Here is a 13,172-nt window from a genome sequence, read left to right on the forward strand (position 1 = left end):
GGCCGGTTGTGCGCACCATGGAATGACTGCCTCTTCCTTGCAGATCGGGGAACAGTGCGGTGGCGAGCCTCACTCTAGACCCTGGCGACACCCCGCGGGCTTGCTACAGTCTGCGACGTGCCGACAACTGATCCCCTCGCCCGCGCCCTCGACCTCGCCGCGCGCAACGTCGCCGCCGGTGGGGGCCCCTTCGGGGCCGTCATCGTGCTGCCCGACGGCAGCATGGTCGACGGCGTCAACCGCGTGACGCTCGACAACGACCCGACCGCGCACGCCGAGGTGGTCGCGATCCGGGCGGCCTCGGCACGCCTGGGCACCTTCGATCTGAGCGGATGCACGCTCTACAGCTCGTGCGAACCGTGCCCCATGTGCGGCGCCGCCGCCCTGTGGGCCCGACTCGACACGGTCGTCTTCGCCGCCGACCGGCACGATGCCGCCGCCGCGGGCTTCGACGACTCCGCGTTCTACGCTCTCTTCGAGCAGCCCGGCGGCGAGTGGCCGACCGTGCTGCGGCACGAGGCCTCCCCCGAGCGGCTCGCGCCGTTCGAGGCCTGGGCGCGGTTCGCGGAGCGCACCGAGTACTGAGCGCGCCGTACCGAGCGCAGCGCGCGGAGCGGATGACTAGCGCGTGGCGGTGACGCGCACGCGCCGGGTCACGAGCCGATCGGGCACGGGGGTGTGCGAGATGATGACGACCGCGCGGTCGTCGCCGATCGCGCTCACGAGCTCGAGCAGCAGCGACTCAGCCAGCGCGGGGTCGACGTTCGCGGTCGGCTCGTCGACGACGAGCACCGGAGCCGACGAGAGCAGCGCGCGAGCGAGAGCGATGCGCTGGGCCTCACCGCCGGAGACGAGCCTGCCGCGCTCGCCGACCGCGGCGTCGAGCCCGCCGCGCTCGCGGCACCAGTCGCCGAGGCCGACCCGGTCGAGCACGTCGAGCAGTTCGTCATCGCTCGCCGTGTCGCGGGCGAAGAGCAGGTTCTGGCGGATGCTCGTGTCGAACAGGTGCGGCGCCTGCTCGCACAGCACGACGTGGCGGCGCACCTCGTCCGGGTCGAGTCTGCGCACGTCGACGCCGCCCAGGAGGTACTCGCCCTCGTGGTCGAGGAACCGCACGAGCACGTGCGCGAGCGTCGACTTGCCGGCTCCGCTCGGCCCTTCGACGACGACGCGGTCGCCGGGCCCGAGCTCGAGGTCGAGTGGTGCCATCGCAGGGGCGGACTGCCCCGGCCAGCGCGCCGTCACGGCGCGCAGGGTGAGCGGCGTGGCCGTCAGCGGCGGCGCGGCGGGCTCGGCGGGCGCGCGCGGAATCTCGCTCGGCACGATCTCGGGCACGGCGGCGACGATGCGGTCGGCGCTCGCTCGCACGCGCCACCACGCGGTCATGGCGAGGGGAAGTGCCGCCGCCACCTCGAGCACGGCGAGCGGCACGAGCACGAGCAGCGCGAACTGCGGCCCGCTGAGGGCTCCGCCGCTTAGCACGGGCTCCACCGAGACGAGGGTGGCGAGCGCCGTGGCCCCCGCGCCGAGCGTGAAGAGCGCGGCGACGCTCCCCGCGGCGGCCGACTGACGCGTCTGCGCGCGCCGCAGCGCGCCATCGAGGAACAGGATGCTCGCCCGTCGCTCCTCGGCAGCACCGAAGGCGTTCAGCACCTCCCAGCGCGTGACGTACTCGAGCACGGCGTCCGCGAGGCGCGCGCGCAACGGTGCGATGCGGGCGTCAGCGGCACGGCTCAGCAGGTGCAGTATGCCGAGCGCGGCGGCGATCGTCACCACGAGGCCGAGCGCGAGCACGGCCGCCGCCACGGGCGAGAGCCACACGACCCCCACGACGGCGAGCCCGGCCACGACGCCGCCGCTCACGAGCGGCTGCGCGACGCGCAGCGGCAGATCTTGCAGGGTGTCGACGTCGCGCACGAGCGTGGTGAGCAGGTCACCGCGCCGCACGCCGCGCACCCCGTCGGGGGCGAGTGGCAGCAGCCGCCGGAAGATCGCGACCCGCAACGACGCGAGCGATCGGAAGGCGCCGTCGTGCGCCACGGTGCGCTCGAGATAGCGGAACACCGCGCGGCCGAGCGCGAAGGCGCGTACGCCCACGATCGCGAAGCCGAGGAAGAGGATGGGCGGCTGCTCGGCGGCGCGCGCGATGAGCCACGACGAGGTCGCGAGCAGGGCGACCGCGGAACCCGCGGCGAGCACTCCGAGCGCGAGCGCGGCGAGCAGGCTCGCCCGCGCGGGCATCGCGGCGCGCAGCACGGGCCGGCGGCGGTCGCGGGTCGCGCGCGCACCCTCGCGAACTGTCACGCTCATGCCCGCACCTCCGCCGCCACGGGCTGCAGGTCGAGGTGCACATCGGCCGCAACGACGACCGAGCGACGGTGGGAGACGACGAGCACGAGTCGGCCCTCGTCGGCGAGCTCGCGCACGCTCGCGAGCACGGCGCCCTCCGTCGCGCTGTCGAGCGCCGACGTCGGCTCATCGAGAATGACGATCCGGCAGTCGCGCTCTCGTGCGCGGTAGACGGCCCGCGCGAGCGCGAGTCGCTGCGCCTGCCCTCCCGACAGCCCGTCACCCGCGGGGCCCAGCACGGTGTCGCGCGGCAGGTCCTGCACCCGCGCCCACTGCAGAGCCGCGTCGACCGCGGCAGGATCGACGCTCGCTGCGCCGAGCGCGACGACCTCGTCGAGAGTGCCTTCGGTGAGCTCGGCGGATTGCGGCGACCAGGCGATGCGGGCTGCCCGCTGCGCGGGCTCGAGACGCTCGCCGGTCACGACCACCGCGCCCTCGGCCTCGTGCAACCCCAGGATCGCGAGGAGGAGCGACGTCTTGCCGGTGCCGCTGGGCCCCGTGATCGCGACGACCTGCCCGGCCCGCCAGCTCGCCGAGAGCCGCTCGACGACGACACGATCGCCGCGGCGCACGGTGAGGTCGCGCAGCCCGAGCGCTGGTGCATCCTCGGCGCGCGCGAGCGGAGCCGCGAGGGGCGCCTGGACGCCCTCCGCAGGCGCCTCGTCGGCCTGCTCGAGAAGCGCGAGCACATCATCCGCGGCGGCGATGCCCTCCGCGGCCGCGTGGTACTGCGCGCCCACCTGGCGCAACGGCAGGTACGCCTCGGGCACCAGGACGAGCACGAAGAGACCGAGAGCGAAGGCGATGTCTCCGTCGATGAGGCGCACGCCGATGGACACGGCGACGACGGCGACCGAGAGGCTCGCGGCGAGCTCCAGAGCGAAGCCGGAGAGGAACGAGAGCCTCAGCACGCGCATCGTGCGCTGGCGGTACTGCTCGGTGACGGCCTCGATGCGCGGCGTCTGGCGGTGCTGGCGCCCGAAGATCATGAGAGTCGAGAGCCCGCGCACCACCTCGAGGAAGCCCTGCGAGAGCGTGCCGAGCGCCTCCCACTGCCGCCGCTGCATCGCCTGCGTGGCGAGACCGATGAGGATCATGAAGAGCGGGATGAGCGGCAGCGTCAGGATGACCGCGATGCCCGTGGCGAGATCGGCGGTGAGCAGGGCGAGCACGACGAGGGGCGTGGCGACCGCGGTGAGGATGAGCTGCGGCAGGTAGCGACCGACGTAGCCGTCGAGCGCGTCGAGGCCCTGGCCGATGAGGGTGGCGAGGCGCGCACTCGAGGTCGTGCCGAGCAGCGCCGAACCTCCGCGGTCGAGCCCCGCCAGAACGCGACGGCGCAGCTGGCTCTTGACGACTGCTGCCCCACGCACGGCGAGCCCGTCGAGGAGAGCCTGCGTGCCCGCGCGGGCGAGGATGCTGACCGCCGTCGCGAGGACGGGCACGGCGAGCTGCTCGAGGGACTCCCCCGCGATGAGGCCGGCGATGCTGTGGGCGAGGAACCAGCTGAACGCGATGATGCTCGCCGTGTGCACGACCGCGACGGCCGACCCGATCACGAGGAGCGATCGGGCCGCCGTCGCCGTGCGCAGCAGTCGCGGGTCGAGCGGCTTCAGTGCGCGTCCGCCGGAATCAGATCGCGGGTGAGCCGCTTGCGGAACACCCAGTACGTCCAACCCTGGTACGCGAGCACGAGCGGCATCGCGAACAGCGCCAGCCAGGTCATGATCTGCAGGGTATACGTCGAGCTCGACGCGTTCTCGATCGTGAGGCTGAAGGCGGGGTCGGTCGTCGACGGCATGACGTTCGGGTACATCGCCGCGAGGATCGTGCCCACGGCGAGGGCGATCGTCGTCGCCATGAGACCGAAGGCCCAGCGCTCGCGCCCACCCGCGTTGGCGAGCCAGGACCCGATGAGGGCGACGGCGGCCCCACCGGCGAGGGCGAGGATGAGGGGCAGGTGCGCGACATCCAGGTGCTGCACGGCGGTCCACACGAGGAAGGCCGCGGCCACGACGATCGTGAGCAGCCCCGAGCGCTTCGCGAGGGCGCGGGCCCGCTCGCGCATCTCGCCCTCCGTCTTGAGTGCCACGAACTGCACACCGTGCGTGAAGAACAGCAGCAGCGTCGTGAGGCCGCCGAGGATCGCGTAGACGTTGAGCAGGTCGAACAGCGAGCCCGTGTAGGTGCCGGACTCGTCGATCGCCACGCCCTGCACGATGTTGGCGAACGCGACGCCCCACAGCAGCGCGGGAACCGCGGAGCCGACCACGATCATCCCGTCGAACCAGGCCTTCCACCGGGGCGACTTGCCCAGACGGCGGTACTCGAACGACACCCCGCGAGCGATGAGCGCGAGCAGGATGAGCAGCAGTGCGAGGTAGAAGCCGTCGAAGAGCGTCGCGTACCAGTACGGGAAGGCGGCGAAGAGCGAGGCACCTGCCACGATGAGCCACGTCTCGTTGAGATCCCAGACGGGGCCGATCGTGTTGATGAGCAGGCGCTTGTCGGTGTCGTCCTTCGCGAGGAAAGGCATCGACATGCCGACGCCGAAGTCGAAGCCGTCGAGCACGAAGTAGCCGATGAAGAGGAATCCGACGATGCCGAACCAGAGGAGTGCGAGATCCATGATGTGTCCTGACTAGGTATACGAGACGACGGGCTAGTAGACGGTCGCGAGGGAGCGGGGGTCGACCGTGCCGCCATCCTCTTCGGCGTCGTACTTCTCCCAGTCCTTCGGGCCCTCGACGGCGGCCTTGACGATGAGCTTGAACTCGACCACCGCGAGCGCTCCGTAGATGAGAGTGAACGCGACGAGGGAGAGCAGCACCTCGAAGCCCGTCACACCCGGTGAGACGCCGTCCTCGGTCTTCATGAGACCGAACACGATCCACGGCTGCCGGCCCATCTCGGTGAAGATCCACCCGACGAGGCTCGCCACGAGCGGCAGCGGCGCCGACCAGATGGCGACCTTCCAGGCCCAGCCCGCCGGGGTGCGGCCGCCACGGGTCAGCCAGAGGCCGACGACCGAGATGAGCGCTGCGAGGGCCCCGAGGCCGATCATCCAGCGGAAGCTCCAGTAGGTGACCCAGATGATGGGCGTGTAGTCGCCGGGGCCGAACTCCGACTGGTACTGCGCTTGCAGGTCGTTGATGCCCTCGACCGTTCCCATGAAGTCGTGCGTCGAGAGGAACGAGAGCACGTACGGGATGCGGATCGAGAAGAGCTCGCTCGAGCCGTCGGGCGTCCCCCACGTGAAGATCGAGAAGGATGCCCCCGCCGTCGTCGTGTAGAGCGCCTCGGCCGCGGCCATCTTCATGGGCTGCGTCTCGACCATGATGAGGCTCAGCTGATCGCCCGTGAGAGCGACGCCGGCGAAGCACACGATGTTGGTGATGAGGCCGAACCTCAGTGCCGTGCGCATCTCGTCGATGTACTGACCTCGCGAGAGGTGGAAGGCCGCGACGGCGACCATGACGACCGCGGCGAACATCGTCGCGGCGAAGATCGTGTGCGGGAACTGCGCGAGCGCGACGGGGTTGGTGAGCACCGCGACGATGTCGGTGAGCTCAGCGCGACCGCGCTCTTCGTTGATCGCGAACCCGACCGGGTTCTGCATGAACGCGTTGGCCGCCAGGATGAAGTACGCCGAGAGGGTCGTGGAGATCGCGAGCAGCCAGATCGTCGCCAGGTGGAGCCTGGCGGGCAGCTTGTCCCAGCCGAAGATCCACAGACCGATCATCGTGGCCTCGAGGAAGAAGGCGAGCAGCCCCTCCATCGCGAGCGGTGCCCCGAAGACGTCGCCGACGAAGCGCGAGTAGTCGCTCCAGTTCATGCCGAACTGGAACTCCTGCACGATGCCCGTCACGACCCCCATCGCGAAGTTGATGAGGAAGATCTTGCCGAACAGGCGGGTCAGGTGCAGGTACTTGAGATTGCCCGTCCGCACCCACGCCGTCTGCATGATGGCGACGAGCACGACCATGCCGATCGTGAGCGGAACGAAGAGGAAGTGGTACAGGGTCGTGAGACCGAACTGCCAGCGCGCCAGCAGCAGCGGGTCGAGCCATTCGAGCACGAGGGGCGACCTTCCAAGAGCGAGTGAGGGGGACGATTCGACAGTACGAGCCACCCTCGCGGGCAGGTAAGGGCCGAAGGTCCCGACTGCGCGGCCCGTGCTCAGCGCACCACCGGGGCGCCTCGATAGGCTCGCGATCGTGAACGAATTGCTCGACGACCTGCTCGGCTACGTCCAGGCCGTCGACCCCGTTCTGCGCACGCTCCTCGCTGGCCTGTTCATCTTCCTGGAGACGAGCGTGCTCGTCGGCCTCGTCGTGCCGGGTGACACGGTCGTGCTCGTCGCGAGCACCGCCGTCGACTCCCCGCTCGGCTACTTCTCGCTCGTCACGATCGCGATCGTCGGAGCGCTCGGGGGCGCCTCGGTCGGGTTCGCGATCGGCCGCTTCTTCGGCCCCCGGCTGCGCGCCTCACGGCTCGGCGCACGCATCGGCGAGAAGAACTGGCGCCGTGCCGAGAACTTCCTCGACCATCGCGGCGGCATCGCCGTCTTCATCTCGCGGTTCCTGCCCGTGCTGCACTCGCTCACGCCCCTCGTCGTCGGCATGAGCGCGCTGCGCTACCGCACCTTCATGCTGTGGCTCGCACCCGCCTGCGTCATCTGGTCGTTCGCCTACGTGTCGGTGGGGTCGGCCGCTGCGGAGGGTTACCGCTCCCTCTCGGGCCAGCTGAGCTCGGCCGCCTACTTCTTCGTCGCCGCGATCCTCGGCTTCTGGCTGCTCGTCTACGCGGTCAAGCGGCTGCTCGACCGCTACGTCGCGCGCTTCGCCGACCGGGCGGGCGACGGCGACGCGACCACCCGCGAGGACTGATCGCCGCGCGAGGGCTGGCCGCGACGCGAGTCACGCCGTTCGTGACACGTCACGCCGAACGTTTCGTCCCACTTGTCACAAACGGCGTGAGTGGGGTGGGCGGGCGGGGCCGGTAGGCCCGCGGGCGCAACGGCGCACACGACAGGCGCGGACGCCGCGGCGCACACGCGAAAGGGGCGGACGCCCGTAGGCGCCCGCCCCTGTCGATGCGGGATGCTGGGTCTCGTCTAGCCGAGGAACCCGTTCTCGGTGAGCCACTGCGTCGCGATGACGGCCGAGGAGTCCTCGTCGACGGTGCTCTGCACGTTGAGAGCCACGAGGCCCTCCGCAGTGAGCGCGGCGCTGATCTCGTTGATGACCTCGACGGCCTCCGCAGGGAGGTCGGCCGAGGCGAGCGGCACGACGTTCGAGGCCAGGAAGAGGCCCTCGGGGTCGTCGAGCGTCACGAGATCGTTCTCGCCGATGCGCGGGTCGGCGCTGAAGACGTTGGCCACGTTCACGAGGCCGTCGAGCAGCGCGGGCACGGTCGTGTCACCCGTCGCCTCGAACTCGACGGTCACGCCGTAGACCTCCTGCAGGCCGGTCGGGCCGTAGGGGCGCTCCTCGAGCTCGGGGAAGCCGCCGAGCACGAGCCCGTCGACGCCCGCGAGGTCGCCGATGGAGCTGAGACCGTTGGCCTCGGCGAAGTCGGCGGTCACGTTGTAGGAGTCCTGGTCGCTCGCCGAGGACTGGTCGAGCACCTGCAGGCCCTCGGGAAGGGCATCCTGCAGCTCGGCGTAGACGTCATCCGACTGCGTCGCCGTCGTGTCGGGGCTGTAGAACTGCAGCAGGTTGCCCGTGTACTCGGGGAAGAGGTCGACCTCGCCGGCCTCGATCGCGGGAATGTACGCGTCGCGCTGACCGATCTGGAAGTTGCGGTCGACATCGAAGCCGGCCTCCTCCAGTGCCTGCGCGTAGATCTCGGCGATGATCTCGTTCGAGTAGTACGCCTGCGAACCGACGGTGATCGTCTCGCTCGACATGTCACCGTCAGAGCCCGTGTCCGGCTCCTCCAGCGGGTCGCCCGTTGCACACCCTGCCAGGGCCAATGACACCCCGACCACGGTCGCGCCGAGCGCGAACCGGCCCTTGTTCCTTGCTGTGAACATCACACACTCTCTTTCCTAGGTGGTGGCGGAAGCCTCCGCCGTCGCGCGGCGTCCGGATGACGCCGTGCGAACGTCTGGGATGCGGCCGGCGCGCACACCGCGCGGCACCGCGAAGCGCTCGAGGATCGCGAAGATCGCATCGAGCAGGAGGGCGAGCACGATGATGAGGATCGCGCTGCCGAGCATCTGGTCGTAGCTGCGCAGAGCGATGCCCTGCACGATCTCGTACCCGAGACCGCCGAGCCCCACGAAGGCGACGAGCACGACGGTCGCGACGACCTGAAGAGTCGCACTGCGCAACCCGCCGATGAGGAGCGGGAGGCCGAGCGGCACCTCGACCTTCCAAAGGATCTGCCACTCCGTCATGCCCATCGCCCGCGCGGCATCGATCACGCGACGGTCGATGACCTCGAGACCGGAGTACGCCCCCGCGAGAATTGGCGGAATCGCGAGGAGCACGAGAACGAAGATCGTCGAGGGCTCTCGGTTGAGCACGCCCGCGATCATGACGAACAGGAACAGCAGGCCGAACGACGGCAGTGCGCGCGCGGCGCCGGTGATGGCGACGGCGATGTCGCGCCCGCGCCCGGTGTGGCCGATGAGCCAGCCGAGGGGCACGGCGATCGCCGAGGCGACGGCCATCGCCGCGAACGTGAAGTAGAGCTGCTCGCCGATGCGCTGCGGTATCGAGCCGCGGCCCTCCCAGTTGGCGGGGTCGAGGATCCAGGCGAAGGCGTCGAGGAAGAGGTTCACGAGGCCGCTCCCTGCTGCCCCGAGGGCGCCCGAACGGTCGAGCGCGTCCACGGCATGAGCACCCGCCCGAGGGCGACGAGGATGCGGTCGATGAGGAGCGCGATGAGCACGGTCACGACGACGCCCGCGAGCACCGAGGCGAGGATGCCCCTCTGGTAGCCGTTCGTGAAGAGGTAGCCGAGCGTGTCGATGCCGATGACGACGCCGATCGTGAGCAGGCTCACCGTGCTCACGGCGACGACGCGCACTCCCGCGAGCACGACGGGGCCGGCGAGGGGGAACTCGACCGCCCAGAACCGCCGCCAGGGCGAGTAGCCGACGGCGGTCGCGGCCTGCTTGATGTCGCGATCGACGCTGCCCAGGGCATCCGCGATCGATCGCGCCATGATGGCGACCGCGTAGATGGTGAGCGCGATGATGACGTTGAGCTCGCTCGTGTAGCGGATGCCGAGCAGCGGCGGCAGTGCGACGAAGAGCGCGAGCGAGGGGATCGTGTACAGAAGCCCCACGACGGTGAGCACGATGCCGCGCGTCAGGCGATAGCGGTAGGCGACCCAGCCCAGCGGCAGGGCGAGCACGAAACCGAGCAGGATCGGGATGGCGCTCAAGCGCAGGTGCTCGAGCGAGAGGCGGCCGATGAGGTCGAGGTTCTCCCACACCCAGGTCACGCCGGGCCCTCCTCCGTGAGCGCGCCAGCGACGTTGCCGTCGCCATCGACGAGGATGCTCGAACCGTCCACCTCGCGGATGCTCAACGAGCGCTTGCCGCGGTCGGCGCCGATGAAGCTCGCGACGAAGTCGCTCGCGGGGTTGGCGAGAATCTCCTCGGGCGAGCCCTTCTGCGCGATGCGGGCGCCCTTCTCGAGGATGACGACCTGGTCGCCGAGCAGGAACGCCTCGTCGATGTCGTGGGTGACGAAGACGACAGTCTTGTCGAGCTCGCGCTGCAGGCGCAGCAGCTCCTGCTGCAGGTCGGCGCGCACGATCGGGTCCACCGCGCCGAAGGGCTCGTCCATGAGGAGGATGTTGGGGTCGACGGCGAGGCCGCGCGCGACGCCGACGCGCTGCTGCTGGCCGCCCGAGAGCTGCGCGGGGTAGCGCTCGGCCATGCTGCGGTCGAGCCCCACGGTGTCCATGAGCTCGAGGGCGCGCGCGTGCGCCTCCTTCTTGGGCACGCCATTGAGGCGCGGCACGGTCGCGATGTTGTCGATCACGCGACGGTGCGGCAGCAGCCCCGAGTTCTGCATGACGTAGCCGATGCGGCGGCGCAGCTTGACCGGTTCGATCGTGGAGATGTTCTCGCCGTCGATCTCGAGCTCGCCGCTCGAGGCGTCGACCATGCGGTTGATCATGCGCAAGAGAGTCGTCTTGCCGCAGCCGCTCGAGCCGACGAACACGGTCGTCTGGTGGGAGGGGAGCACGAGGCTGAAGTCCTCCACCGCGGTCGTGCCGTCGGGGAACGTCTTCGAGATGGAGCGGAACTCGATCATGCGGGTCTCCTCACGGCAGCGCGCACGCCATTCAGCGCCCGTTCAGTCAAGCAGGTTGCTCCGACGACGACACAACCCGGGCCGCCCATTCTCGGCTGTTACGCAGTACCGCCCAGCCAACGTTCAGCCAACGCGCAGTTCCCCTGCGGCGCGGCGAGCGCCCCCTGGACTCAGAGCCGACCGGCGACGACCGCTGCGACTGAGCGCCGCGCCTCCGCGAGCAGAGCCTCGTCGCCCGTCGACGACCGCGCGAAGGCGCGAGCGACGAGAGCATCGGCGACCTCGACGGCCGAACCGACAGCGAGGCGCACCTCGAGGGTGTCCGCCACGCCGAACCGCTCGACGAGGGCGTCGCCCACCGCGGTGGTCACGACGACCGAGGCAGGCTCCTCCGTGGTCGGCGGGAGCAGATCGAGCACGTCACCCGCGCGCAGCGAGCGGAACCCCGGCTCGGTGCGGAACAGCTCGACCATGATGTCGACGACGGCGAGCAGGGCATCCTGAGCAGAGGCGTGCTCGGCACGGGAGAGCTCCTCCGAGACGCGCACCATGAGCCGCTCGAGGTTGCGCGAGGCGAGGGACTGCAGCACGGCGATGCGGTCGGGGAAGTAGCGGTAGACGGTGCCGATGGAGGCACCCGCGCGCTCGGCGACCATGGCCGTCGTGAGCTTCTCGTAGCCGATCTCGTCGATCACCGCGGCCGCGGAGTCGAGCAGGGTGGCGAGTCGCGCGGTGCTGCGAGCCTGCACGGGCTCGTTGCGGATCAGCGCCGAAGCGCCGGGGTGCAGAGTGTAGGTATCTGAGTTCGACACGATGGGGTCCTTTCGCTCGACCGATGCCCACAGTAGCGCTCCACCTGAGCAGAACGCACATAGCTCCCAGGGTGCGTCGCGTTTGGACTCAGGGGCTCTGACAGACTGGACCGGTGACGGATGAGACGCCGGACCCCTCCGCGCCCTCCCGGTGGGCGACCTGGGCCTCGGGCCTCGAAGACCGATTCCACCGCTTCCGCGAGCGGCGCGCCCGCAAGCGCGGGCTCGTGCCCACGGTCATCCCGTACAGCGGCTACGGCAACGACGGATGGATCCGCGTGCTGTGCCGCGTGCTCCTCACGAAGCCGCAGACCTCCTCGAAGGCGGCGAAGAAGTCAATCCGCGGCTGGCGCAGCTTCGTGAGCATCCCGGTCGCGGACGCGGCCGTGACCGTGCGCGCCGACGGCCAGGAGATCACGGTGCACGCCGATCGCGGCGGCGTCGTCGACGCGGAGATCCCCGTGAGCCTCGCCCCGGGGCTGCGCAGCATCACGCTCGAGACCGAGGGATCCGAACCGGTATCCGCGAACATCTACGTCGTGAATCCGGATGCTCGGCTCGGGGTGCTCTCCGACATCGACGACACCGTCATGGTCACGGCACTCCCCCGGCCCTTCCTCGCGGCGTGGAACACGTTCGTGCTCGACGAGCACGCGCGTCGACCCGTGCCGGGCATGGCCGTGCTGCTCGAGCGCATCACGCAGGAGCACGCGGGCTGCCCCGTCGTGTACCTCTCCACGGGAGCGTGGAACGTCGCCCCCACGCTCGACCGGTTCATGGGCCGGCACCTCTACCCGCGCGGCACCCTGCTGCTGACGGACTGGGGGCCGACCCACGACCGGCTCTTCCGCAGCGGACGGGACCACAAGCGCGAGAGCCTCGAGCGGCTCGCGCGGGAGTTCCCCGCCGTGAGCTGGGTCCTCATCGGCGATGACGGGCAGCACGACGAGGAGCTCTACCGAGCCTTCGCCGAATCGCATCCCGAGAACGTCGCCGCCGTCGCTATCCGGCAGCTCTCCACGCCCGAGGCCGTGCTCGCCGGCGGGCGCCGACACATCGATGCGCCCGACGGCGCGGCGCCGTGGGTGTGGGCGCCCGACGGCGCCGGGCTCGCGAAGAAGCTCGCCGAGGTCGGGATTCTGCGCCGCTACCGCTGAGCACCTCCCACCGTGAGGCACGCGCTACTATCGAACACACGTTCGACGGCGGCAGGGTGACGAGGTGAGGAGGGCGGCCATGGTGCAGCGCCTGACGCGCAGGGCGAGCCCCGAGCATCCTGTGCTGTTCGCGAGCGAGGCCGACTTTCCGCCTGCGCCGGTTCTGCCCGACCCGGATGCGGCAGACGAGCTCGACCCCTATCGTGCGCTGCTGGACGAGGTCGAGGCGATCGCGCTCGCCGCTGCTGCCGAGGCTCCCTCCGGGCGGGAGGTCGTCGTCGCGGGGCGGTGCGAGGCGACCGTCGACGACGCCGCAGCGATTCTCGACGACGGCACCGCGCGCGTGCCGCTCGTGCTCGCATCGGCGGCGAGCGCCGCTCTGCGGGAGAGCCTGCGCGCACGCGTGCTTCTCGTGAGTGCCACGACCTCGCGCGCCGACGGCACGACGGTGCTCCGGGTGAGCGCGGCGCACGATCTGCGCCGCCTCGGGGCCGAGCGCGAGGCCCTCGTGCGCGCGGCCGGCGCCCGGCGCTGACGCATGAGAGTCCTCTCATGCGAGGTCTGCTCGCCTGCGC

The 13,172-nt window shown here is 70.5% G+C and carries 13 protein-coding genes; 4 read left to right on the forward strand and 9 right to left on the reverse strand.

Features of this window, described 5'->3' with window-relative positions:
- Positions 1-117 precede the first annotated feature (117 nt).
- Positions 118-585, forward strand: coding sequence for a nucleoside deaminase (locus tag HUJ41_RS08065; RefSeq protein ID WP_179872126.1), 468 nt, complete (start codon positions 118-120; stop codon positions 583-585).
- Positions 586-621: 36 nt separating this feature from the next.
- Here the strand turns inward: HUJ41_RS08065 and cydC are convergent, their stop codons facing one another.
- From cydC to HUJ41_RS08085, 4 genes are read right to left on the reverse strand one after another with little or no spacing between them, the layout of a single operon-like run.
- On the reverse strand, positions 622-2,310 hold the full coding sequence (cydC, locus tag HUJ41_RS08070) for a thiol reductant ABC exporter subunit CydC (RefSeq protein ID WP_179872127.1): 1,689 nt from the start codon (positions 2,308-2,310) through the stop codon (positions 622-624).
- Positions 2,307-4,025 (reverse strand): thiol reductant ABC exporter subunit CydD, encoded by a 1,719-nt coding sequence (gene cydD / locus HUJ41_RS08075; protein WP_179872128.1) that lies wholly within the window; start codon positions 4,023-4,025, stop codon positions 2,307-2,309. The genes cydC and cydD overlap by 4 nt, the downstream gene beginning before the upstream one ends.
- Complete coding sequence (cydB, locus tag HUJ41_RS08080; RefSeq protein WP_179872129.1) at positions 3,962-4,978, reverse strand: cytochrome d ubiquinol oxidase subunit II; 1,017 nt, start codon at positions 4,976-4,978, stop codon at positions 3,962-3,964. Before cydB ends, cydD begins: the two co-directional genes overlap by 64 nt.
- Before the next feature lie 33 nt (positions 4,979-5,011).
- Positions 5,012-6,427 carry a cytochrome ubiquinol oxidase subunit I gene (locus tag HUJ41_RS08085; RefSeq protein ID WP_179872130.1) on the reverse strand — a complete coding sequence of 472 codons (1,416 nt, stop codon included), beginning with the start codon at positions 6,425-6,427 and terminating at the stop codon, positions 5,012-5,014.
- 139 nt (positions 6,428-6,566) lie between these two features.
- Between HUJ41_RS08085 and HUJ41_RS08090 the strand changes: the two genes are divergently transcribed.
- Complete coding sequence (locus HUJ41_RS08090; RefSeq protein ID WP_179872131.1) at positions 6,567-7,238, forward strand: DedA family protein; 672 nt, start codon at positions 6,567-6,569, stop codon at positions 7,236-7,238.
- Between the two features lie 227 nt (positions 7,239-7,465).
- Here the strand turns inward: HUJ41_RS08090 and HUJ41_RS08095 are convergent, their stop codons facing one another.
- The 5 genes from HUJ41_RS08095 to HUJ41_RS08115 all read right to left on the reverse strand — a co-directional run bounded on the left by HUJ41_RS08095 (position 7,466) and on the right by HUJ41_RS08115 (position 11,440).
- A complete protein-coding gene (locus HUJ41_RS08095; RefSeq protein ID WP_179872132.1) occupies positions 7,466-8,386 on the reverse strand; it encodes an ABC transporter substrate-binding protein in 921 nt (306 codons plus the stop codon).
- Positions 8,387-8,401: 15 nt separating this feature from the next.
- Positions 8,402-9,139 carry an ABC transporter permease gene (locus tag HUJ41_RS08100; protein WP_179872133.1) on the reverse strand — a complete coding sequence of 246 codons (738 nt, stop codon included), beginning with the start codon at positions 9,137-9,139 and terminating at the stop codon, positions 8,402-8,404.
- Positions 9,136-9,807 carry an ABC transporter permease gene (locus HUJ41_RS08105; protein ID WP_179872134.1) on the reverse strand — a complete coding sequence of 224 codons (672 nt, stop codon included), beginning with the start codon at positions 9,805-9,807 and terminating at the stop codon, positions 9,136-9,138. Before HUJ41_RS08105 ends, HUJ41_RS08100 begins: the two co-directional genes overlap by 4 nt.
- Positions 9,804-10,628 (reverse strand): ABC transporter ATP-binding protein, encoded by an 825-nt coding sequence (locus HUJ41_RS08110; RefSeq protein WP_179872135.1) that lies wholly within the window; start codon positions 10,626-10,628, stop codon positions 9,804-9,806. Before HUJ41_RS08110 ends, HUJ41_RS08105 begins: the two co-directional genes overlap by 4 nt.
- Positions 10,629-10,798: 170 nt before the next feature.
- Positions 10,799-11,440 carry a TetR/AcrR family transcriptional regulator gene (locus tag HUJ41_RS08115; RefSeq protein WP_179872136.1) on the reverse strand — a complete coding sequence of 214 codons (642 nt, stop codon included), beginning with the start codon at positions 11,438-11,440 and terminating at the stop codon, positions 10,799-10,801.
- Positions 11,441-11,553: 113 nt separating this feature from the next.
- Between HUJ41_RS08115 and HUJ41_RS08120 the strand changes: the two genes are divergently transcribed.
- Both HUJ41_RS08120 and HUJ41_RS08125 read left to right on the forward strand, forming a co-directional pair.
- Positions 11,554-12,597, forward strand: a complete 1,044-nt coding sequence (locus HUJ41_RS08120) for an App1 family protein phosphatidate phosphatase (protein ID WP_179872137.1) — start codon at positions 11,554-11,556, stop codon at positions 12,595-12,597.
- Positions 12,598-12,676: 79 nt separating this feature from the next.
- Complete coding sequence (locus tag HUJ41_RS08125) at positions 12,677-13,132, forward strand: hypothetical protein (RefSeq protein WP_179872138.1); 456 nt, start codon at positions 12,677-12,679, stop codon at positions 13,130-13,132.
- Positions 13,133-13,172 lie beyond the last annotated feature (40 nt).

Source organism: Microcella indica, from assembly GCF_013414345.1.
Lineage (GTDB): Bacteria > Actinomycetota > Actinomycetes > Actinomycetales > Microbacteriaceae > Microcella > Microcella indica.